This is a genomic window from Pseudomonas sp. HC1(2025) (genome assembly GCF_058742075.1).
Genome location: NZ_CP196017.1, coordinates 3,225,434 through 3,245,013, shown reverse-complemented (window position 1 = coordinate 3,245,013; position 19,580 = coordinate 3,225,434). Strand labels below are relative to the sequence as shown.

The 19,580-nt window shown below is 64.1% G+C and carries 19 protein-coding genes; 16 read left to right on the top strand and 3 right to left on the bottom strand.

What is annotated here, in order from left to right; translation table 11 throughout:
• Positions 1–56 precede the first annotated feature (56 nt).
• The 4 genes from ACSSVH_RS14550 (at position 57) to ACSSVH_RS14535 (ending at position 5,661) form a co-directional block, all read left to right on the top strand.
• Positions 57–413 carry a DUF1937 family protein gene (locus tag ACSSVH_RS14550; protein ID WP_172311637.1) on the top strand — a complete coding sequence of 119 codons (357 nt, stop codon included), beginning with the start codon at positions 57–59 and terminating at the stop codon, positions 411–413.
• Positions 414–1,257: 844 nt separating this feature from the next.
• Entirely contained in the window at positions 1,258–1,764 is a 507-nt protein-coding gene (locus tag ACSSVH_RS14545; RefSeq protein ID WP_169952982.1) for a sigma-70 family RNA polymerase sigma factor, read from the top strand.
• Positions 1,761–2,726, top strand: coding sequence for a DUF4880 domain-containing protein (locus ACSSVH_RS14540; RefSeq protein WP_169952983.1), 966 nt, complete (start codon positions 1,761–1,763; stop codon positions 2,724–2,726). The genes ACSSVH_RS14545 and ACSSVH_RS14540 overlap by 4 nt, the downstream gene beginning before the upstream one ends.
• Before the next feature lie 97 nt (positions 2,727–2,823).
• Positions 2,824–5,661: a TonB-dependent receptor gene (locus ACSSVH_RS14535; protein ID WP_492633371.1), complete on the top strand. Its 2,838-nt coding sequence runs from the start codon at positions 2,824–2,826 to the stop codon at positions 5,659–5,661.
• Positions 5,662–5,671: 10 nt separating this feature from the next.
• Here the strand turns inward: ACSSVH_RS14535 and ACSSVH_RS14530 are convergent, their stop codons facing one another.
• Positions 5,672–6,481: a helix-turn-helix domain-containing protein gene (locus ACSSVH_RS14530; protein ID WP_492633370.1), complete on the bottom strand. Its 810-nt coding sequence runs from the start codon at positions 6,479–6,481 to the stop codon at positions 5,672–5,674.
• Positions 6,482–6,594: 113 nt separating this feature from the next.
• Between ACSSVH_RS14530 and ACSSVH_RS14525 the strand changes: the two genes are divergently transcribed.
• The gene (locus ACSSVH_RS14525; RefSeq protein WP_169952989.1) at positions 6,595–6,906 is read left to right on the top strand and encodes a DUF2834 domain-containing protein; all 312 of its coding nucleotides are present in this window, start codon (positions 6,595–6,597) and stop codon (positions 6,904–6,906) included.
• Positions 6,903–7,334: an MAPEG family protein gene (locus ACSSVH_RS14520; RefSeq protein WP_492633369.1), complete on the top strand. Its 432-nt coding sequence runs from the start codon at positions 6,903–6,905 to the stop codon at positions 7,332–7,334. Before ACSSVH_RS14525 ends, ACSSVH_RS14520 begins: the two co-directional genes overlap by 4 nt.
• 50 nt (positions 7,335–7,384) lie before the next feature.
• On the opposite strand, the gene ACSSVH_RS14515 is transcribed toward ACSSVH_RS14520, so the two are convergent.
• On the bottom strand, positions 7,385–7,669 hold the full coding sequence (locus tag ACSSVH_RS14515) for a hypothetical protein (protein ID WP_170057188.1): 285 nt from the start codon (positions 7,667–7,669) through the stop codon (positions 7,385–7,387).
• Between the two features lie 295 nt (positions 7,670–7,964).
• Here ACSSVH_RS14515 and ACSSVH_RS14510 point away from each other — a divergent pair, with 295 nt between their 5' ends.
• Entirely contained in the window at positions 7,965–8,699 is a 735-nt protein-coding gene (locus ACSSVH_RS14510) for a tellurite resistance TerB family protein (protein ID WP_492633368.1), read from the top strand.
• 47 nt (positions 8,700–8,746) lie between these two features.
• Here the strand turns inward: ACSSVH_RS14510 and ACSSVH_RS14505 are convergent, their stop codons facing one another.
• A complete protein-coding gene (locus tag ACSSVH_RS14505; protein WP_169952994.1) occupies positions 8,747–10,777 on the bottom strand; it encodes a PhoX family protein in 2,031 nt (676 codons plus the stop codon).
• Positions 10,778–11,009: 232 nt separating this feature from the next.
• Here ACSSVH_RS14505 and ACSSVH_RS14500 point away from each other — a divergent pair, with 232 nt between their 5' ends.
• Genes ACSSVH_RS14500 through ACSSVH_RS14460 form a run of 9 tightly spaced genes read left to right on the top strand, consistent with a single transcriptional unit; the run spans position 11,010 to position 19,580 of the window.
• A complete protein-coding gene (locus ACSSVH_RS14500; RefSeq protein ID WP_432754252.1) occupies positions 11,010–12,662 on the top strand; it encodes a bifunctional UDP-sugar hydrolase/5'-nucleotidase in 1,653 nt (550 codons plus the stop codon).
• Positions 12,635–13,078: a pilus assembly protein PilZ gene (locus tag ACSSVH_RS14495; protein ID WP_169952996.1), complete on the top strand. Its 444-nt coding sequence runs from the start codon at positions 12,635–12,637 to the stop codon at positions 13,076–13,078. Before ACSSVH_RS14500 ends, ACSSVH_RS14495 begins: the two co-directional genes overlap by 28 nt.
• 7 nt (positions 13,079–13,085) lie before the next feature.
• Positions 13,086–15,035 carry a type II secretion system secretin GspD gene (gspD, locus tag ACSSVH_RS14490; RefSeq protein ID WP_492633367.1) on the top strand — a complete coding sequence of 650 codons (1,950 nt, stop codon included), beginning with the start codon at positions 13,086–13,088 and terminating at the stop codon, positions 15,033–15,035.
• Between the two features lie 5 nt (positions 15,036–15,040).
• Positions 15,041–16,489, top strand: coding sequence for a GspE/PulE family protein (locus ACSSVH_RS14485; protein ID WP_169953306.1), 1,449 nt, complete (start codon positions 15,041–15,043; stop codon positions 16,487–16,489).
• A complete protein-coding gene (gspF, locus tag ACSSVH_RS14480; RefSeq protein ID WP_169952997.1) occupies positions 16,489–17,691 on the top strand; it encodes a type II secretion system inner membrane protein GspF in 1,203 nt (400 codons plus the stop codon). The genes ACSSVH_RS14485 and gspF overlap by 1 nt, the downstream gene beginning before the upstream one ends.
• Before the next feature lie 29 nt (positions 17,692–17,720).
• Complete coding sequence (gspG, locus tag ACSSVH_RS14475) at positions 17,721–18,179, top strand: type II secretion system major pseudopilin GspG (RefSeq protein ID WP_371128903.1); 459 nt, start codon at positions 17,721–17,723, stop codon at positions 18,177–18,179.
• A 2-nt stretch (positions 18,180–18,181) separates the two neighbouring features.
• A complete protein-coding gene (gene gspH / locus ACSSVH_RS14470; protein WP_169952998.1) occupies positions 18,182–18,631 on the top strand; it encodes a type II secretion system minor pseudopilin GspH in 450 nt (149 codons plus the stop codon).
• Positions 18,628–18,993, top strand: a complete 366-nt coding sequence (locus ACSSVH_RS14465) for a type II secretion system protein (protein ID WP_169953000.1) — start codon at positions 18,628–18,630, stop codon at positions 18,991–18,993. Before gspH ends, ACSSVH_RS14465 begins: the two co-directional genes overlap by 4 nt.
• Positions 18,990–19,580, top strand: a complete 591-nt coding sequence (locus tag ACSSVH_RS14460) for a prepilin-type N-terminal cleavage/methylation domain-containing protein (RefSeq protein WP_169953002.1) — start codon at positions 18,990–18,992, stop codon at positions 19,578–19,580. Before ACSSVH_RS14465 ends, ACSSVH_RS14460 begins: the two co-directional genes overlap by 4 nt.

Here is a 19,580-nt window from a genome sequence, read left to right as displayed (position 1 = left end):
CCTGACTCTTTAATCCACGGCAAGGGCGCGTGCCCTTGCATTGCCTTGAGGTAACAATGAGAAAGATTTTTCTGGCCTGCCCCTACAGCCATGCCGATGCGTCAGTGACCCACGAGCGTTTTATCCAGTGCAACAAGGTGGCGGCCATCATCATCGAGTCGGGTCATGGGGTGTTCAGCCAGGTGTCCATGTCGCACCCGATCAACCTCGCGTTCGAAGGCAAGGACAGCGCCACCATCGGCAAGCTGTGGGCGCCGGTGGATGCGCTGTTCATGGACATGATGGAAGAACTGATCATCCTTGACCTGCCGGGCTGGGACCTGAGTTCCGGGATCAAGCGCGAGATCGAATTCTTCAAGAGCCGTGGGCAGAAGGTCAGCTTGTGGTCCGAGGTCCACGCCGAGTTCAACTAATTCCCCCGGCAACGCAAAACCCTTGTGGGAGCGGGCTTGCCCGCGATAGCGGTGTGTCAGTCAAGTATTTCTAACCTGATCCACCACCATCGCGGGCAAGCCCGCTCCTACATTTGATCTGCGATGTAGCGCAAATGTTGTGCCCAGCCGAGATCCCCTTGTGGGAGCGGGCTTGCCCGCGATAGCGGTGTGTCAGTCAAATATTTCTAACCTGACCCACCGCCATCGCGGGCAAGCCCGCTCCTACATTTGATTTGCGATGTAGCGCAAATGTTGTGCCCAGCCGAGATCCCCTTGTGGGAGCGGGCTTGCCCGCGATAGCGGTGTGTCAGTCAAGTATTTCTAACCTGACCCACCGCCATCGCGAGCAAGCCCGCTCCTACATTTGATTTGCGATGTAGCGCAAATGTTGTGCCCAGCCGAGAGCCCCCTGTGGGAGCGGGCTTGCCCGCGATAGCGGTGTGTCAGTCAAGTATTTCTAACCTGACCCACCACCATCGCGGGCAAGCCCGTTCCTACATTTGATTTGCGATGTAGCGCAAATGTTGTGCCCAGCCGAGATCCCCCTGTGGGAGCGGGCTTGCCCGCGATAGCGGTGTGTCAGTCAAGTATTTCTAACCTGACCCACCGCCATCGCGGGCAAGCCCGCTCCTACATTTGATTTGCGATTTAGCGCAAATGTTGTGCCCAGCCGAGCCCCCCCTGTGGGAGCGGGCTTGCCCGCGATGGCGGTGGTTCAGGAATGGCTCCCACAGATAACAGTGTTAGCAGTCGAGACTGTACAAGCGTCAGGTCAGGATATTAAAATGAGAAGTATTATCATTAACTGCTCATTGGACCTGACATGTACGACGACAGTCTCGTCTCGCCCGTCGAACAACTCTACACCCGTCACCATCTCTGGCTGCGCGGCTGGTTGCGGCGTCGCCTGGGGCACAGTGCCGATGCCGAGGACCTGGCGCACGACACGTTCATCCGGGTGTTGCGCACGCAGCAGGACGTGCGGGAGCTGCGCCAGCCCATGGCATTTCTGGCCGCGATCGCCAATGGCTTGCTGATTAACCGCTGGCGGCGCCAGGCGATTGAGCGGGCTTACCTGGAGGCGCTCGCCGCCCGTCCGGAAGGTGAGGAGCCGTCGCCCGAAACCCGTTACTTGATGATCGAGACCTTGCTACAGCTGGACTCGCTGCTGGTGGGGCTGTCGATGCAGGTGCGCAAGATCTTCTTTTTGTCCCAGCTCGACGGCCTGACGTACCCGCAGATCGCCACGCAGTTGAACTTGAGCGTGGCCCAGGTGCAGCGGGCGATGGGCAAGGCTTTCAGTGTGTGCTACGCGAGCCGTTTCGAATGAATGGCAAGCCGGTTGCACCGAAAGTCCGCGAGACGGCCATCGACTGGATCGTCCGGTTGCAGTCCGGGATGATGAGCCCGGACGAGCAACAGGCGTTGCAGCATTGGCGCCAGGCAAGTGCCGAGCACGAATACGCTTGGCAACGCGTCGCCAGCTTGCCGCTGATGCTTCAGCCGGGGGCCAGCCTGTTGGCGGATGTCACCGCACGACGCGCGCTGGAGGCAGCCGGGGCTGATCCGGCGCGGCGCCGGCAGGTGCTCAAGTGCTTGCTGGGGTTGGGCTTGCTCGGTGGTTTGTCCTGGCAGGGCGCGGAATCGACCCTGCTGCGCGCAGCCTTTGCCACCTACCGCACGGCTACCGGCGAGCGCCGCCGCTGGACCCTGGCCGATGGCAGTTCTCTGTGGTTGAACACTGCCAGCGCTGTCAGCCTGGACTTTAGCGCGCAGCTGCGCCGCGTGCAGTTGATCGAGGGCGAGGTGGCGCTGGATGCGCGCGTTGAGTCGCGCCCACTGCAACTGCTCACAGCGGATGCGCTGCTGCGCAGCCACGATGCCAATCTGCTGGTGCGCCATGATCAGCAGGGCACGTGGATTACCGTATTGCGCGGGCTGGTGGAGGTGAGTTCGCCGCGCCACCCGGCACCGGTATCAGTAGCGGCAGGCTGGCAGACCCAGGTCGATCGCCAGGGTGTGGGTACGCCACGGCAAACCGATGGATTTCTGGCCCAGGCCTGGCTGCGCGGGATTCTGCCTGCCGAGCGCATGCGCCTGGATGTGCTGCTGGCCGAGTTGTCCCGTTACCGGCCGGGCGTCTTGCGATGCAGCGAGCAGGTCGCGGGGTTGCGCGTGACTGGCAGCTTCCAGCTCGACGACACCGATGCCGCGCTGGCGTTGGTGGCCCATGCACTGCCGGTGCGTATCGAGCGGCGTACCCGCTATTGGGTGACTGTGGTGCCGGCCTGAACATTTATTTACGTTCTCTGCGCAGTTTTTCACAACTCGCTTGGCCTAGAGGGATAACCCACCGAAACAGGTGGGCCTTCACCTCTAGGAGCCCTGCATGATTTCTCCCGCAAGTGTCTTGCGCACCCGCACATTGGGTCTGCTGTTACTCAGCCTGCAACCGCTGTACAGCACGGCAGTTTTCGCCCAGGCCGAGCGCCAACCCTACAGCATCGAAGCCGGCCCGCTGGACCAGGCACTCTCGCGTTTCGGCGTGCAGGCGGGTATCAGCATGGCGGGCAGTTCGACGCTGACGGCGGGCAAACGCAGCAACGGCCTGCACGGAGATTTCAGCACCGAGGCCGGCCTGGCGCAGTTGCTGGCCGGCACCGGCTTGAGTTTTCAGCGCCAGGCCGATGGCAGCTTCGAACTGCATCCAGCGACCAGTGCGTTGGTGCTGCCGTCGCAGAAAGTCACTGGCGATGACCTCGAGAAAAAAGCGGTGTACACCGCCCCACGTTCGTCGGTGTATATCTCCAACGAAGAAGTGCGCCGCTTTGGCGTGATCTCCGTCGGCGACCTGCTCAAGGGCCAACCGGGGGTGCAGGTGGGTGACAGCCGCAATGGCGGTGGCCTGGATGTGAATATCCGCGGGATCCAGGGGCAAAGCCGGGTGGCGGTCACGGTCGACGGTTCGCAACAGGCGCTGGATGTCTATCGCGGCTATGCGGGCACGCAACAGCGCAGCTACATCGACCCCGACCTGATCAGCGATGTCGCCATCGACAAAGGCCCCAGCCTGACGTCCAGCGCCATCGGCGGCACGGTGGCGATCCGCACCCTGGGGGTCGATGACATCCTGCGTGACGGCAAGAACGTGGGCCTGCGCCTGAAGGGCGATCTGTGGAACAACGGCGTCGAGCCGGCCTCGCGCAACGGCCATTCGACCACCGAGAACCTGTACTCCGAGCCGCACCAGAACCGTGGCGGCCTGTTCGGTTCCGACTCGGAATCGGGCAGCGCGGCGTTTGCCTATACCCACGATCTGTTCGATGTGGTGGCCGCCTACGCCCATCGCAACCAGGGCAACTATTTCTCCGGCAAGCATGGCCAGGACCGCTACCGCACCTTTGACCGCTATGGCCGCGAAAACATGACGGTGGCCACCACCTACAACGCCGGCGAAGAGGTGCTCAACTCCTCGGCAGAGACCGAGTCGATCCTGCTCAAGACCACCCTGCGCCCGGCCGACGACCACACTTTCGACTTCGGCTACAGTCGTTACGATGGACGCATAGGCGAGATCATGCCCTCGGACATCTTCCGTTTCGGCACCGGCGGTATCTACCAGTACCCGCGCGGCAGCACCAAGATCGACACCTACACCGCCCGCTATCACTACCTGCCCACGGGCAATATGCTGGTGGACCTGACGACCGGCCTGTGGATGACCGATGCCAAGACCAGCCAGTTGACCTCGGTGCTGGCGCCCAAATCCCAGGCCTATCGTTCGGACCGCAACTGGACGCGCCAGCACGACCGGCGCATCGGTGGCGAGCTGGCCAATACCTCGCGTTTTGACACGCACTATGGCGATTTCAAACTGGACCTGGGCGGCTCGTTCCAGCTCGAGGAGCTGCAGCCGCAAAAGAGCGTGGTCACCACACAGAACGATATCAACGCCAACCGCAGCCTGCGTGATGGTTCGCGCAAGGAGTTCAGCCTCAACGGCAAGCTGGAGTACAAGCCGGTTGACGAGCTGACGGTGTGGGGTGGCGGGCGCTACACCTACTACCGCACCAAGGATCATGTGCCGCACGCCACCGCCCAGCGCGAGGAACGGGAGTTGCGCTACGTGAACGTGATCAAGCCGGGCAGCTACGGCAATATGCTGTGGTTCCCCGACGCCAACGGCCAATACACCGATGCCACCGACCCGCGCCTGAACAACGGGATTGTGTTCAGCGATACCAACAACCCGTTCGATGGCCCGCGCTACAACGACTACGGGGGCGTTGGCACACGGGTCTATCCGTCGCAGGTGGGCGAAGTGGTCACCGGCTACACCTATTCGGGCAAGCAGCGCGACAGCAAGGGCGCCTTTTCGCCGGCCATCGGCATCAACTACGAGATCGCGCCCGATACCTTCATCTACGCCTCGTACACCCAGGGCCTGCGCATGCCCTCGTTGTTCGAAACCAGCCAGGGCACCTTGCAGACCATGCCTGGCAAGGGCCTGAAACCGGAGCGTTCGAGCAACTGGGAAATCGGCGCAAGCACCCTGCAAAAAGGCCTGCTGGCGGACAACGACACGGCGGCGATCAAGCTGGCGTACTTCAACAACACCATCAAGAACTACGTGACCCGTTACTACGACCCAAGCCCCGGCCTGATGGGCCTGATGAACTTCAGCAATACCGACAGCTTCAAGACCAGCGGCCTGGAACTGCAATCGAAATACGATGCCGGCTGGGTCTTTGCCGACCTGTCGTCGACCTATTACCTCAAGACCGAAACCTGCGACTCGGCCTTCGCCGCGCGCCTGCGGGCCAGTTCCACTCGCTGGCAGAAGCTTGACAACACCCCCAACTGCACCCCAGGCAGCTTCATGGGCTCGTACACCAATACCCAGAACCCGCCGCGGGTCGCCGGCAACCTGACCACGGGCCTGCGCTTCTTTGACCAGGCCCTGACCGTGGGCGGGCGCCTGACCTACACCTCGGGCCCGACCGTCACCGCCGACAAATCCTGGCAGACCGGCGCCACCACGCCGCAACTGGTCTACCGCGAAGTGGCGCTGGTGGACCTGTTCCTCGACTACAAATGGCAAGACCACACCCAGTTCAACGTGTCGCTGGATAACCTGACCAATCGTTACTACCTGGACCCGCTGGCCCAGAGCTTCATGCCGGCACCGGGGCGTACGTTGCGCATGGGGGTGGTGACCAAGTTCTGATCAGCGGCGCCTAGCGGCTCAGGGAGTGTTCGTAGGCCGCGGTCATCACCTGCCAAGTGTGGGGATTGGCCGGGATCAGGTGCTCGATGCGCAATGAGGTGACGGTGATGTCCTGGGGCATGCCGAAGGTGGTGAAGGTGGACATGAAGTCCAGCTCGCCATGGCGCGAATTGACGCGGGTCAGCACCAGTGGCGGCAGTTCATTGGCCAGGGGGGTCGAGCCTTGCGGCACCGGCAGGCTTTCCAGCAGCGTGGCCAGGGTCGGGTTGCCCAATGCTTCACGGGCAGCCCGTTGCCAGGCAAGGTTGCGGATTTCATCCGCATTGAGCAGGTAGTCGCCCAGGCCACCCGGTTGCAGCAGGGTGGTCAGCAGGTTCAGGCCTTGTGCCGCGTCTGGCGCCAAACCCACCAGGTCGAACAGCACCTGGGTGCTGGCGTTGGCGGCGAGCACTTGCCAGTGGCTCCCGAGCACGATGGCCGGCGCCGGGTTGTTGGCCTTCAGCACATGGCTGATGGCACCCCGAATGGCATCCATTGCCGGCGAGGCGAGCGGCGTGGCTTCGTAGCGCGGGGCGTAGCCGGCTGCGAGGAACAGGCTGTTGCACTTCTCCAGGGGCACCTCGAGGGCGCTGAGCAGGTTATGCAAGGTGCCAGGGCTGGCCTTGGCGCGGCCGGTTTCGATGCAACTCAGGTGGCGCTGGGAAATACCGCTGATCAGCGCCAGCTGCAATTGGCTCAACTTCGCCTGGCGGCGCAACAGCCGCAGTTGCGTGCCGGCGTCGGTCTCGGGGTTGGCGCGGGGGAACGGTGGGCGGTTCATGGATGGACTCTGGCAGGGCGGGGCGGGGGGGCGTCCATGACCTCGCAGGTCATTGAGATGGCGGCGACGTTATCACTAATCTGCGGCTTGCCCAATCCTACGTGGTGGACCCTATGCACAGACCCTACATCGCCCTTGCCAGCCTGTTGGCGTTTTCCCTGTACACCCTGGGCACCTTGCTCTGGGCCGAGCAGTCGCTGTTGGCGTTTGGCCTTGAGCTGCTATCCAGGCCCGACACCGCCCAGGTGGTGATCGACCTGTACCTGATGGCGGCCCTGGCGTGTGTGTGGATGTACCGCGACGCCCGCGCCAAGGGCCGGTCGCTGGCCAGTGTGCTGCCGTATTGGCTGCTGACGGCGATCTTTGTCTCGGTGGGGCCGCTGCTGTATATCGTGGTCCACGGCTTTGCCAGGGACCGGCGATGACCAGCCTCGTGCATCTGTTTGCCCTGTGTGTGCTGGTGTTGTTCATCAAGATGTTGGCGATCTCCTGTTACCAGGGTTTTTTCCGCCTCCGGCACCGTGCGTTCAGCAATCCTGAGGATGCCGGTTTCTTCCAGCGCCCGGCCATTGCGCAGGAGCTTGCGCCGGTCAGCCGGGCGGCGAAAGCCTGTGCCAATGACCTGGAAAACATTCCGCTGTTTTTCGTCCTCGGTGGGTTATGCCTGGCGCTGGATACCAACGCCGCCGCGACGGCCTGGCTGTTCGGCCTGTTCACCGTGGCGCGGGTACTGCATACCTTGCTGTACCTGGGCCGCCGCCAACCCTGGCGCACCCTGGCCTATGGCGTTGGCCTGGCGTGCCTCTTAGGGTTGGCGGGGTTGATCGGTGCGGCGCTGTTGCCTATTCGATAGGGTATCGACCGGATACGCCGCGATCGCCGGCAAGCCGGCTCCTATAGGGGCTAGACGAAGGCCTGGCGGCTGAAACCGCGTGGCAGGCGTTGCAGGCCGGGCAGGGCGGTCAGGCGTTGGGTCCAGGCGCTGCGCCAATCATTGCTGGTGGTGTTGGACTTGGCTTTGCGCGATGCACGGCGGGACGCGTTGCGCTGGTTGCGGCGGGCTTCCTTATAGGCATCGGTGTTGCGGCAGGTGCGGCATTTGACCCGGTTCAGTTCCACCGTGGACGTGAGGTTATTGCCGTGATGGCCGCAAGCGAGGTGCCCTGCGACCTTGAAGTGAGTGACCATGTCAGCGTCTCCTTCTGTGAGGGTTCGCGGCACCGCAAATCTGTGGATGCTCGCGCTCAAGGCCAGGCCGATTGAGGCCGTGCCCTTATATTTCCGACCCCACGGGCGGGCTGACGTTCACCGCAAGCCGTGGTGCGCTGAATCTGAACAATTCTCACAGTTGTGATAGGCCTGCGCCGGGTTTGCGGGGGGGCAGTCAGCTCGGCAAACCAGCGCCTGCTGGGCGGTCTTGGCGTTATAGGCGCCAGGGACTATTGTTGGTTGTCTGGCGCACAGCCCATAGGAGGGCGATACCATGAACACCAGTGCTCTACTGGAACAACTGCTACGTGCAGGTCAAGCCTCGATGTCCCAGCAAGGCGGTTCGGCGGCACCCCAGGGCGGCGCGGGAGGGCTCGGTGGGTTGGGCGGCCTGCTCGGTGGTTTGCTCCGGGGCGGCGGCTCCGCTCCTTCTGCGTCGGGCGGTGGCGGCCTGGGCGATCTGCTCGGTGGCCTGGGCGGTATGTTGGGCGGGACCCAGGCGGGCGGTTCGACCCAGACCCGTAGCGGCGGCACCAACTATGCGGCCCTGGCGTCGTTGGGGATGATGGCGTTCCAGGCGTATCAAGCCTGGCAACGCCAGCAGGCCTCTGCGCCGCAGCAGGCCTTGCAGACGGTTGATCAACTCTCTGGCGCCGAGGTCGAGGCCCATAGCCATGCGGTACTGCGCGCATTGATCGCGGCGGCCAAGGCGGATGGGCGGATTGATGAGAAGGAAAACGCGTTGATCTCCCAGGAGATCGGGCGCCACACCGACGATCCGGACTTGCAACAATGGCTCGACGATCAAGTCGCCAAGCCCTTGGATGCAACCGACTTTGCCGAATATGCCAATGACCCGGCGGTGGCCGCCGAGGTCTACCTGGCCAGTGTGATGCTGGTGGATGACCAGCAGGTCACCGAGCGCAACTACCTCAATGAATTGGCCGATGCCCTGGGTATCAAGCCTGAATTGCAACTGCACCTTGAACAGCAAGCCAAACAGGCCTGATCCACAAAGACAGCGAAGCAGGAGCCTGGCCGGCTCCTGCATGTTGGTCAGATCGCCAATTCCCCCCCATCTGCCCGCTGGATCACCACCGTGGACGCCCGCGCCCGTACCTTGCCGACGGTGACGTCGGTTGCCACGTTAGTGGATGGCCAGTTGCTTGGATGCTGGATGTTGATAAACACCGTCTTGTTGTCCGGCGTGAAGGTCACCCCGGTCACTTCCGAACCATTGGGCCCAACGAAGAAGCGCCGCAGGTCTGCCTGGTTCTGTGCGTTGACCGGCACTTGCTTGCCCTGGGCGTCGACCATATTGGTGGGAATCACCACCAGCATCTGGTCGTTGGTGTAGTCGGTCAGGGTTTTTTCGCCGTTGTCGGTCTGGATCCACATCACGCCACGGCTGTCGAAGGTCATGCCGTCGGGGCTGGCGAACTGGTTCAGTGCGGTCAGGCCCGAGCGGTTGAGGTCCGGAGTGCCGGCAGCGTTGGCGCCAAATACAAAGATGTCCCAGGTGAAGGCCACTTGGTTGTCGGCGTCATGCCAGCGGATGATGTGCCCGTGCTTGTTGTTCACCCGCGGGTTGGCGGCGTTGGCCACAGTACGGCTGGTGTTGTTGGTGAGCGTCAGGTACACGTCGCCATTGAGCGGGTTGACCGAGGTCCATTCCGGACGGTCCATCGGCGTGGCGCCCAGGGCGTCGGCCGCGCCACGGGTGTTGAGGATGATCCCCGGCAGGTCGGTGAACTTCGCGCCCAGGGTACTGCCATCGAGCGTCGGGCTGGCCACGTCGAGCAGCAACCAGTTGCCGCTGCCGTCGGCATTGAAGCGCGCCACGTAGAGTTTGCCGCTGTCCATGTACTTGGCGCCGGTGGCCAGGCGGTCGCTGGGGTTGGCGTCTGCCGGGTCCCACAATGCGGTGGAGACGAATTTGTACAGGTATTCGTTCTGCGAGTCATCGCCGCTATAGAACACCACTGGTTTGCCGGCGGTGGTCAGGCCCGGCCAGCAACCTTCATGGCGGAAACGGCCGAGCGCGGTGCGTTTCACCGCACGGGTTGCGGCGTTGTACGGGTCGATCTCGACGATGTAGCCATAGGTGCTGGCTTCGTTGCGGTAGTCGTCGGTGGCCGTGGCGCCGCTTGGGGTGACGTTGAAACGGCTGAACTCGCCGTTCACTTCGCTCGGGTCACCCGCGACACTTTCCCAGCGATAGTTGCCGTTGCTGGTGCCCACGCCGATGCGCACCTGGTCGGCCGGGCGGTTGCCGCTGCGGTTGACGAAAATCCCTGGCCAGTTTTCTTCGCAAGTCAGGTAGGTGCCCCACGGCGTGTAGCCATTGCCGCAGTTGTTGTTGGTGCCGCGGGTCTGGGTGCCGGTCGGCGAGAACTTGGTCTTGACGTGCTCGGTGCCTTTCATCGGGCCCGCCAGGTCCATCAGCGTGGCCGAGGTGAAGCGACGGTTCAGCGGGTCGTTTTCCATCACCTGCCAGCGGCCGTTGACTTTAGTCACGCGCATCACGCCCGCGCCGTGGGCGTTGATTTCCTTGCGCACTTCTTCCACCGGGCGTACGCCGCCGATCAGGGTCGCGCCGTTGGGGTGCAGTTCGGACTGTTCGATGTATTCGTGGTTGATCGCGATCAGGCCGTCAGTGGAGCTGCCATTGATCGGGAAGAAACGCATGCCATCGTGGTTCATGCCGACCGAGTTGGCCTGGTCGGTCGAGGTATTGGTGCCATCGCTTTTCCACGGTGCCGCATTGCTGTTGAGCGGCGTGCCCCATGGCGCGAGGATGTGCGCGGTGTAGCCGGCGGCCACGGTGCAGCCGTCGGTGCGCGAGCCGGGGATCGAGTTGAAACCCAGCTTCAGCGCAGGTTTGGTGGGCTCGGTCGGGGTGTCGTGGTCAGAGCCACCGCCGCTGTCAAAGCAGCCCGTCAGGCCGGTGCCGGCAATCATGGCGATCGCGGCGCCGAGTCCGCCCCGTACCACACTGCGGCGGCTCAGGTAGGCAGTGAGTACCGATTCCATCGGCTCATTGAGGCTCAGGTTGCGATTCTGGTTGTCGCCAGTCTCTCGACTCATTTCATCAGGTCCTTTGTAGATCACGATTTTTGAAAGGAGCCCGAACTCTAAGAGTCGAATGTGATGATTCGCGGTCGGTTTTGTTAAAAATGTATTTAAGTGTATTTCTTTTATTTCCTTTTGTTACAAGGGTGCATATTTCACTCCTGTTAAAAAACTGACATTAAACCGTCATTAATTGACCCCCACTATGCCGCCCTTAAAGCAGAGTTAGCCCTAGGGTGAGAGAACAATGGCTTCAATGGTGCGGCGCGATGTATTGGGATGGATGACGCTGGGGGCCTGTGCGCCGTGGCTGGCCGGCTGCTCTAGCCGGGGGGCTGCGGCGGGGCCTGCGGACAGCCAGCCGGTCGACCTGCTGTATATCGCCGACACCCTCGATGCACGCCTGCCGGGTCGCCCGGTGGTGCCCGCCACACGCCTGGGGCCGGCAACACGGATCGGCCAGGCGCCGTGGATCACCGGGGCCAATGCGCGTTTTCGCCAGGCTGACGGTAGCCAGTTGGATGGCCTGCTGGATGCCTCCTTAAGTGACGGTGTGCAAACCGGTGGCTACGCGGTACTCGGTGCCGTGTTGCAACGCCTGCGTGATGAGGCAGGGCCTGAGAATAGCCTGACCCTGGAAAACGGCCAGTGCTGGAACGGCAGCGGCCTGGCGTACCTGACCCGTGGCCTGTCCGGGGTCCAGGGTAGCCAATTGCTCGGCAGTGAAGTGCGGGTGAGCAGCGATGAACGCGTGCTGTGGCCCGAACAATGCCAGGGCCTGTACCAGCAATTCGGCCACCCGGTACTCGGCGCCGGGCTGGCCAGCGCCAGTGCGCAACGCCTGGCCACCCCAGGCATGCAGGTGTTCCGCCGGGGCGGCGTGCGTATCGCCGTAGTCGGCATCACCGACCCTTATGCGCGGGACCAGCAAGCCTCCTTGAAACAGTGGTTGCACAGCCTGCAACCGGTGCTTGCCCAGGCCCGTGAAGAAGCCGACCTGGTGGTGGCCCTGGCCGATGTCGGCACCGGGCCGGGGTTCTGGCTGGCCGAGCGCCTGGGCCAGGTGGACTTGATGTTGTGCGCCCGTGGCCAGGACCTGTGGCCGCAGCCGGTAGAAATCCTGCAAAGCTCCGGCAAGCGCGTACCGGTGGTGCTGGGCGGGACCCGGGCCAGCGGCGCCTTCCGCATCCGCTGCCAGGCGCAGGCGGGGCAATGGCGCTTCGATGCGCGCTTCTTTCCCGCCCAGGCCAGCGCGTTGGACGCTACCGCCCAGGCCCACGCCCAGCGCCTGCAACCACGCTTGCAACAACAGCGCGCCGCCCACGCCGCCTGGCTCGACCAACCCCTGGCCAAGGCCCCGGAAAACCTCTGGCGCCGCGATGTGCGCGCCGGCAGTTGGGATCGCCTGTTGCACCAGGCCCTGGCCCGCGAGCCCAAGAGCGCGGTGCTGCTGCCAGGCCTGCGCTACGACAGCCCCCTGGCCCGCGGCCAGATGATTACCCGCGAACACCTGATCAGCCTGAGTGCCAGTTATCCAGCGCCGGTCGTAGATGTCCCGGCGCAGCAGGTGCGCCAGGTCCTGGAAAACGGCGCCGAGCAACTGTTTGGCGAGCCACTGCTGCTGGATAACAGCCAGGACCTGCCGCGCTGGCTCGGCCAGCCCTGGCAGGTCACCTATAGCCCTGGCGGCAAGCGGGTCAGTGAGTTTGCCGAACCGCTCGGCACCTGCCGCACCTTTGGCCTGGGCTTTGCCGCCGATGCCGGGCAACCGCTGTGGCAACACCTCGAAGGCTGGTTGCGCGAGCAGCCGGCGGACTGGCAACTGGCGCCGTTGCAACTGCCAGATGTGCGCTACGTGCAGGGGCATCCGGGATGGCATCCACGGAGCCTGGTCAGTTGAGCCGTGGGGGCAACCTGTTGCTGGCAACACTGCTGGCCTGGCTCGCAGCGCAATGTGTGTTGCAACTGTGGCACGGCATCGCCCAGCCGGTCGTGTCTTACGCGCCAGCGGCGCCGGTTGCCGACTTGTTGAGCAGCCACTGGACACCGCGCCAGGCACCCAGCGACGACCTGCCGTTGACCACGCTCAAGGTCGATTACCTGGGCAGCCTCAAGGCCACGCCGTTGCGCGCCACGGTCCTGGTGCTGCGCTATCAGCAACAAGAACGCACGCTGACCCTGGGTCAGCGCCTGGCCCCGGGCATCGTCTTGCAGGACATCGATGAACGCGGGCTGATTTTCGACAATCAAGGGCAGCGCGAGCGCTTGCCATGGCCGACTGAGCGACCGGTGATCGGCCTCAAGCGCAAGGAATGAACCGACGATGCACATGATCAATAAATGCCTGGGCCTGAGCGCACTGTGCCTGGCCTTGAGCGTGACCCCGGCCCACGCCGAAGAAGCGCCGGCCTTGTATGAAGTGAACTTCATCGACACCGAACTCACCGACTTCATCGACAGCGTATCGCGCATCACCAACACCACCTTCATCATCGACCCACGGGTCAAGGGCAAGGTCACGGTGCGCAGCCTGGATATGCTCGGCAGCGAGGCCATCTACGACATCTTCCTCGCCCAGTTGCGCGCCCAGGGTTTTGCTGCGGTCAACCTGCCCAATGGCAGCGTGAAGATCGTGCCGGACCAGGCCGCGCGCCTGGAGCCGGTACCGGTGGAGTCTGCGCGCCAGGCCGTGCAAGCCAACGATGGCATGGCCACCCGGGTATTCAGCGTGCGCAACGCCGCCAGTGAACAGATGCTCAATATCCTCAAGCCGCTGATTGACCCTCGGGTGGGAGTGATCAGCCCGTACCCGTCGGCCAACTTGTTGGTGATCACCGACTGGCGCAGCAACCTTGACCGTATCGACGCCCTGTTGCAGCAACTCGACCAGGTCAGCCAGGAACCCCTGGAAGTGCTGCCCCTGGTCAACGCCAGCGCCAACGACACCGCGCAATTGATGACCCGCCTGCTGGCCCGCGAGCAGGGCGCCGATGGCGCGCAGGTGGTTGCCGACCCGCGCAGCAATGCGTTGCTGGTGCGCGGCAGTGCCGACAGCCGCCAACGGGTGCGTGCGCTGCTCAAGCAATTGGATCAGCCGCAGACTGCCTTGCGTCCATCGAACACCGTGGTGATGTACCTGCGTCATGCCAATGCCGCCGAAGTGGTCAAGGTGTTGCGCGGCTTGAGCCAGGACACCCCTGGTGCCGGAGGCGAGGGGGTGCCCACGGAAGGCGCGCCCAAGCAGATGGCGGTCAGCGCCTCGGGGATTCGCATGGAGTCTGAGGAGGGCACCAACGCCGTGGTGATGGTCGGCCCGGACAGCGAAATCGCCGCCTACCGCACCATCGTCGAACAACTGGATATCCGCCGCGCCCAAGTGGTGGTGGAAGCAATCATCGCCGAAGTCTCCGACACCCGCGCCCAGGAGCTGGGCGTGCAATGGCTGTTTTTGGGCGACTCCTTTGGCGGCGGCGCGGTGAACTTCACCAACGGCGGGACGAGCATCGCCGGCCTGGCGGGCGCCGCTGCCAGCGGCGACACCGCAGGCCTGGGCAAGCTGTTGGCCAATGTGCCCGGCGCCACCGCAGGCTTTGGCAAGCTCAACGGCGGCGGGCTGAACTTCCTCGCACTGCTCAATGCGCTGAAGAGCGAAAGTGGCTTCAACCTGCTCTCGACCCCGACCCTGCTGACTCTGGACAACGCCGAAGCATCGATCCTGGTCGGCCAGGAAGTACCGTTTGTGACGGGCTCGGTAACGCAGAACAACACCAACCCCTACCAGACCATCGAGCGCAAGGAAGTGGGGATCAAGCTGCGGATCAAGCCGCAGATCAATATCGACAACACCGTGCGCCTGGACATTGTGCAAGAGGTCTCGTCGATTGCCGACAGCACCGGCGCCAGCGATGTGATCACCAACAAGCGCGAGATCAAGACCAAGGTCATGGTCGAAGACAACGGCCTGGTGGTGCTCGGCGGGCTGATCGGCGACGAAGCCAAGAACAGTGACCAGCGTGTGCCGTGGCTCGGCGATATCCCTGGGGTCGGGCGGCTGTTTCGCTCCAACGCCAGCCAGCGCACCAAGCAGAACCTGATGGTGTTCATCCGCCCGCGGATCATGCGCGACGGCGAGACCCTGGCCCAATTGAGCAGCGAGAAATACCGCAACCTCAAGGTCAACTCGAACCTGGCATTGCCCGCGATCTCCGATAACAACGCCTTGCTGCGCCTGTTCCCGGCCAGCCGCGAGCGCCTCGACGAGGGCGTGTGGTGAGTACGTTGTTGCCCTATCGACTGGCGCGCCAGGCGGGCCTGGCACGGGCACCGGGCGCGCAGGGTTGGACCCTGTGCCTGCGCGAGGATGTCGACACCGACGCCTTGCAGGAAGTATTGCGCGTGCATGGCCTGCCGACGCTGGTCGAGCACCTCGACCCGGCGCAATACGAACTGCGCCTGGGGGCCTTGTACCAGGCCGGCGAGTCGGCCACGGCGGCGTTGATCGAGGGCATCGGCGAGCAGGTCGATCTCGACAGCCTGATCAACGAACTGCCACGGATCGAAGACCTGTTGGAGAGTGACAACGAAGCGCCGGTGATCCGCCTGATCAACGGCCTGTTCGCCGAAGGCCTGCGCTTGCGCGCCTCGGATATCCATATCGAGACCTTCGAGCAGAGCCTGGTGGTGCGCCTGCGGGTGGACGGCCATCTGCGCGAAATCCTGCGCCCGCCACGGGCCTTGTCGGCCATGTTGGTGTCGCGGATCAAGGTCATGGCGCGCCTGGATATCGCTGAGAAGCGCCAGCCCCAGGACGGGCGCATCACCTTGCGCTCCGGCGGGCGCGAGGTGGATATCCGGGTCTCGACCTTGCCCGGCATCCACGGCGAGCGCGTGGTAATGCGCGTACTGGACAAACAGGCCAACCTGCTGGACCTGAACAACCTGGGCATGCCCGCTGCCGTCGAGCAGGCCCTGCGCGCTTGCCTGTCGCGGCCCAACGGGATCTTGCTGAGCACCGGGCCCACCGGCTCGGGCAAGACCACCACGCTGTATGCCAGCCTCAATGCGCTGAACGACGGCTCGTGCAACATCCTCACCGTCGAAGACCCGGTGGAATACGCGATTACCGGCATCGGCCAGACCGCGATCAACCCGCGCGCCGGCATGACCTTCGCCAGCGGCCTGCGGGCGATCCTGCGCCAGGACCCGGACGTGATCATGCTCGGCGAAATCCGTGACCAGGAGACCGCACAGATCGCCGTGCAGGCCAGCCTTACCGGGCACCTGGTGCTGTCGACGCTGCACACCAACAGCGCGGTGGGCGCCGTCACGCGGTTGCGCGACATGGGCATCGAGCCCTTTTTGATCGCCTCCAGCCTCAAGGGCGTGATGGCCCAGCGTCTGGTGCGGCGCCTGTGCCATTGCGCAACGCCGGCGCCGTTGCAGGCCGCCGAGCGCCAGTTGTGGCCGGAGCTGGCGACGCTGGATCAGAGCTTTCACCCCCAGGGCTGCGACGACTGCCAGGGCAGTGGCTACCACGGGCGGATCGGCCTCTATGAATTCATCACCCTGGATGCCGGCTTGATCAGCCTGCTGTACGACGGCGCCAGCGAAGCGGCCATGCACGAATACCTCGCCGACAAGCGCCAGAGCCTGACCGCCATGGCCACCGAATGCCTGCGCCGTGGCGAAACCAGCCTGGAGCAGGTCCTGCGTGCGGTGCGCGACTGATGCCGACCTACCGCTACCAGGCGCTGGACCTGCGCGGCAATCGCCGCAAAGCCAGCATCCAGGCAGAAAGCGAGCGCCATGCCCGGCAACTGCTGCGCGAGCAGGGCCTGTTTGCCCGTGAGTTGCAGGTGCAGGGCGCAAGCCTGTCGAGCCCGCGCGGGCAACGCTTGAACCATGGACAGCTGTGCGAGTTGACCCGCCAGTTGGCCACGCTGTTGAGCGCCGGCATCCCCTTGGTGGATGCCTTGGCCACCCTGGAACGCCAGTTGGCGGAACCGGCGATTCGCAACCTGCTGGTGGCGGTGCGCGGCGCCCTGGGCGAAGGCTTGAGCCTGGCCCAGAGCCTGCGCCGCCAGGGTGGGCAGTTCAATACGCTGTATTGCGCACTGGTCGAGGCCGGCGAGCGCTCGGGCAAATTGGCGCCGGTGCTGGAGCGGTTGGCCGAGCACCTGGAACAGGTGCAGAAACAACGGCACAAGGCGCGCACGGCGTTGATCTACCCGGCGGTGTTGATCCTGGTGTCGCTGGCGGTGGTGATCGGCCTGATGACTTTTGTGGTGCCCAAGCTCACCGAGCAGTTCAGCCACACAGGGCAAAGCCTGCCGCTGATTACCCGGGTGCTGATCGGCGCCAGCGAGGGCCTGGTGATGCTCGGCCCGTGGTTGCTGGGGCTGGGCTTGCTGCTGGCGCTGGGCGCGCGGGTGTTGCTGCGCCAGGCGGTATGGCGTTTGCGTCGCGACAGCCTGGCGTTGCGCTTGCCACGCATTGGCGTGCTGCTGTCGGTACTGGAAAGCGCGCGGGTCTCGCGCAGCCTGGCGATTCTGCTCGGCAGTGGCGTGCCGTTGCTCGAGTCCCTGGAGGTGGCCACCGCTACGGTCGGCAACCGGCAGATCCACCAGTCCCTGGTAGCGGTGCGTGAACAGGTCGAAGGCGGCGTGACCCTGTACCGCGCCCTCAGTGCCAGTGGGCATTTCCCGCCGATGCTGCTGAACATGGTCGCCAGCGGCGAGGCCAGCGGCACTTTGCCCGACATGCTGGAGCGGGTCGCCGACAACCAGGAGCGTGGGTTTGCGCGCCAGGTCGACCTGCTGCTGGCGTTATTCGAACCCCTGATGATTTTGCTGATGGGCGCGGTGGTGCTGTTCATCGTGCTGGCGGTGCTGTTGCCGATCATGCAGCTCAATCAGGGCCTGAGCCTTTGAACAGACAACCTGAAAACGGAGAACATGAAATGGAAAAGCACGCCATGCCTGGCAATCGTGCGGTCAAGCGTCGCGAACGCGGCTTCACCCTGATGGAAATCATGGTGGTGATTTTTATCATCGGCCTGCTGATCGCGGTGGTCGCCCCCAGCGTGCTTGGCAGCCAGGACAAAGCCATGCGCCAGAAGGCCCTGGCCGACCTGGCGACCCTGGAGCAGGCACTGGACATGTACCGCCTCGACAACCTGCGGTTCCCCACCTCCGAGCAGGGTTTGCAGGCGCTGGTCAGCAAGCCGAGCCTGGAGCCCTTGCCGCGCAGTTGGCGTGCCGACGGCTACATCCGCCGCCTGCCCGAGGACCCATGGGGCAATGCCTATGGCTACCGCACGCCTGGGCAGCATGGGCGGGTGGATCTGTTCTCACTGGGAGCCGACGGCCAGCAAGGCGGCGAAGGCACCGATGCCGATATCGGTAACTGGGACCTCTAGGCATGCAGCGCAGTCGCGGGTTTTCGCTCCTGGAAATGTTGGTGGTGTTGTTGATCGTCGGCTTGTTCAGTGCCCTGGGGGTGGCCTATCTGGATGCCGGCCAGGCGCCGATGCGCCAGGCCCTGGCTCAACTGGCCAGCGAAGCGCGCAGCCAGGCCGCCCAGGCCCGGCATGCCGGGCAGTTGCTGGGCTTGCGCTGGAACGGTCGCAGCCCGGAGTTCGTGCGCTGGCAGGCCGGGCGCGCAGCGCCTGGGTGGCAGGTCCAAGCGTCGCGCGGCGCACCCTGGCCAGCCGGCTTGCAACCTGACTGGCCGGTGAGCCGCGAGCCCCAGGTGATGTTCACCCCGTCGGGGCTGGCCCGCCCGGTGTCACTGACCTGGCGCTGGGCCGAGGGCCGCGAGCGCTGGCAATGGCAAGCAGACAACACCTTGCATATCGCGACCCTGCCATGAAGCGCCAGCGTGGTTTTACCTTGCTTGAAGTCATGGTCGCCCTGGGGATTGCCGCGTTGATGGCGGTGATGGTCAGCCAGCTGTTGCGCCAGCGCATCGCTACCCACCAGGCCGTGGCGCAACATCGCCTCGGCAGTTTGTGCGCACGGGAGCTGGAAACGCGGTTTGGCGTGGAGCAGTACTGGCCGCAGATCAATGCAGTGAGCGGCGAGTTGCGCCAGGGGAATGCCACCTGTCATTGGCAACTGACCCTGGGCAATACCGGGGTCAATCGCTTGCGCCGGGGTGAGTTGAGCTTATTTGCCGATCCCCAGCAGCGTCAGCCCCTGGGTCAGTTCAGCCTGTTCCTGGTGCGTCCATGAAGGCGGCGCAACGCGGCTTGACCCTCATCGAGCTATTGGTGGCGATGGCCCTCACGGCGGTGGTCGGGGTGTTGCTGGCGGCCTTGGTCAATGGCTGGGTCAAAGTGCGTGAGCGTCTGGAGGAGCCGGGCAGCGAACCTCAGGTATTGGAGTTCTGCATGGCCCTGGAGCGCCGCTTCGACGCCTTGGTGTTGCGCCAGTTGTACGAGCAGCGCTTGCCCCTGGACCTGGCCTGGCTGGAGTGGCAGCCGAGCCTTGGGCAATTGCAGTGGGTGGCCCTGGGCGCCTGGCCGCCAGCCGAGGGCGCGTCGCGCGTGCAACGCCAGCGCCTGCTGTTCGATGCGCGCCAGCAGCGTTTGAACCTGCTGGTCTCGGCCGACCTGTACGCCGCCGACAAGCCGCGCTGGGAACTCAAGGCATCATTGGCGCCGGTCGAGCGCGCCACATTCAGTTTTTACCAGGGCACGCGCTGGCTGGCCTTTCCTTCTACTGTTGCCGCCCAGCCCAATCGCGGCGTGCGGATCGAGTTCGAGCACCATGGAGCCCCTTATGTCTGTACTTTCGCCTTGCCCGATACCCAGCCATGA

Bases quoted from the DNA above. Each gene is read 5' to 3' on its own strand.
- ACSSVH_RS14550 (WP_172311637.1), top strand. From the start codon at position 57: ATGAGAAAGATTTTTCTGGCCTGCCCCTACAGCCATGCCGATGCGTCA.
- ACSSVH_RS14545 (WP_169952982.1), top strand. From the start codon at position 1,258: ATGTACGACGACAGTCTCGTCTCGCCCGTCGAACAACTCTACACCCGT.
- ACSSVH_RS14540 (WP_169952983.1), top strand. From the start codon at position 1,761: ATGAATGGCAAGCCGGTTGCACCGAAAGTCCGCGAGACGGCCATCGAC.
- ACSSVH_RS14535 (WP_492633371.1), top strand. From the start codon at position 2,824: ATGATTTCTCCCGCAAGTGTCTTGCGCACCCGCACATTGGGTCTGCTG.
- ACSSVH_RS14530 (WP_492633370.1), bottom strand. From the start codon at position 6,481: ATGAACCGCCCACCGTTCCCCCGCGCCAACCCCGAGACCGACGCCGGC.
- ACSSVH_RS14525 (WP_169952989.1), top strand. From the start codon at position 6,595: ATGCACAGACCCTACATCGCCCTTGCCAGCCTGTTGGCGTTTTCCCTG.
- ACSSVH_RS14520 (WP_492633369.1), top strand. From the start codon at position 6,903: ATGACCAGCCTCGTGCATCTGTTTGCCCTGTGTGTGCTGGTGTTGTTC.
- ACSSVH_RS14515 (WP_170057188.1), bottom strand. From the start codon at position 7,669: ATGGTCACTCACTTCAAGGTCGCAGGGCACCTCGCTTGCGGCCATCAC.
- ACSSVH_RS14510 (WP_492633368.1), top strand. From the start codon at position 7,965: ATGAACACCAGTGCTCTACTGGAACAACTGCTACGTGCAGGTCAAGCC.
- ACSSVH_RS14505 (WP_169952994.1), bottom strand. From the start codon at position 10,777: ATGAGTCGAGAGACTGGCGACAACCAGAATCGCAACCTGAGCCTCAAT.
- ACSSVH_RS14500 (WP_432754252.1), top strand. From the start codon at position 11,010: ATGGCTTCAATGGTGCGGCGCGATGTATTGGGATGGATGACGCTGGGG.
- ACSSVH_RS14495 (WP_169952996.1), top strand. From the start codon at position 12,635: ATGGCATCCACGGAGCCTGGTCAGTTGAGCCGTGGGGGCAACCTGTTG.
- gspD (WP_492633367.1), top strand. From the start codon at position 13,086: ATGCACATGATCAATAAATGCCTGGGCCTGAGCGCACTGTGCCTGGCC.
- gspF (WP_169952997.1), top strand. From the start codon at position 16,489: ATGCCGACCTACCGCTACCAGGCGCTGGACCTGCGCGGCAATCGCCGC.
- gspG (WP_371128903.1), top strand. From the start codon at position 17,721: ATGGAAAAGCACGCCATGCCTGGCAATCGTGCGGTCAAGCGTCGCGAA.
- gspH (WP_169952998.1), top strand. From the start codon at position 18,182: ATGCAGCGCAGTCGCGGGTTTTCGCTCCTGGAAATGTTGGTGGTGTTG.
- ACSSVH_RS14465 (WP_169953000.1), top strand. From the start codon at position 18,628: ATGAAGCGCCAGCGTGGTTTTACCTTGCTTGAAGTCATGGTCGCCCTG.
- ACSSVH_RS14460 (WP_169953002.1), top strand. From the start codon at position 18,990: ATGAAGGCGGCGCAACGCGGCTTGACCCTCATCGAGCTATTGGTGGCG.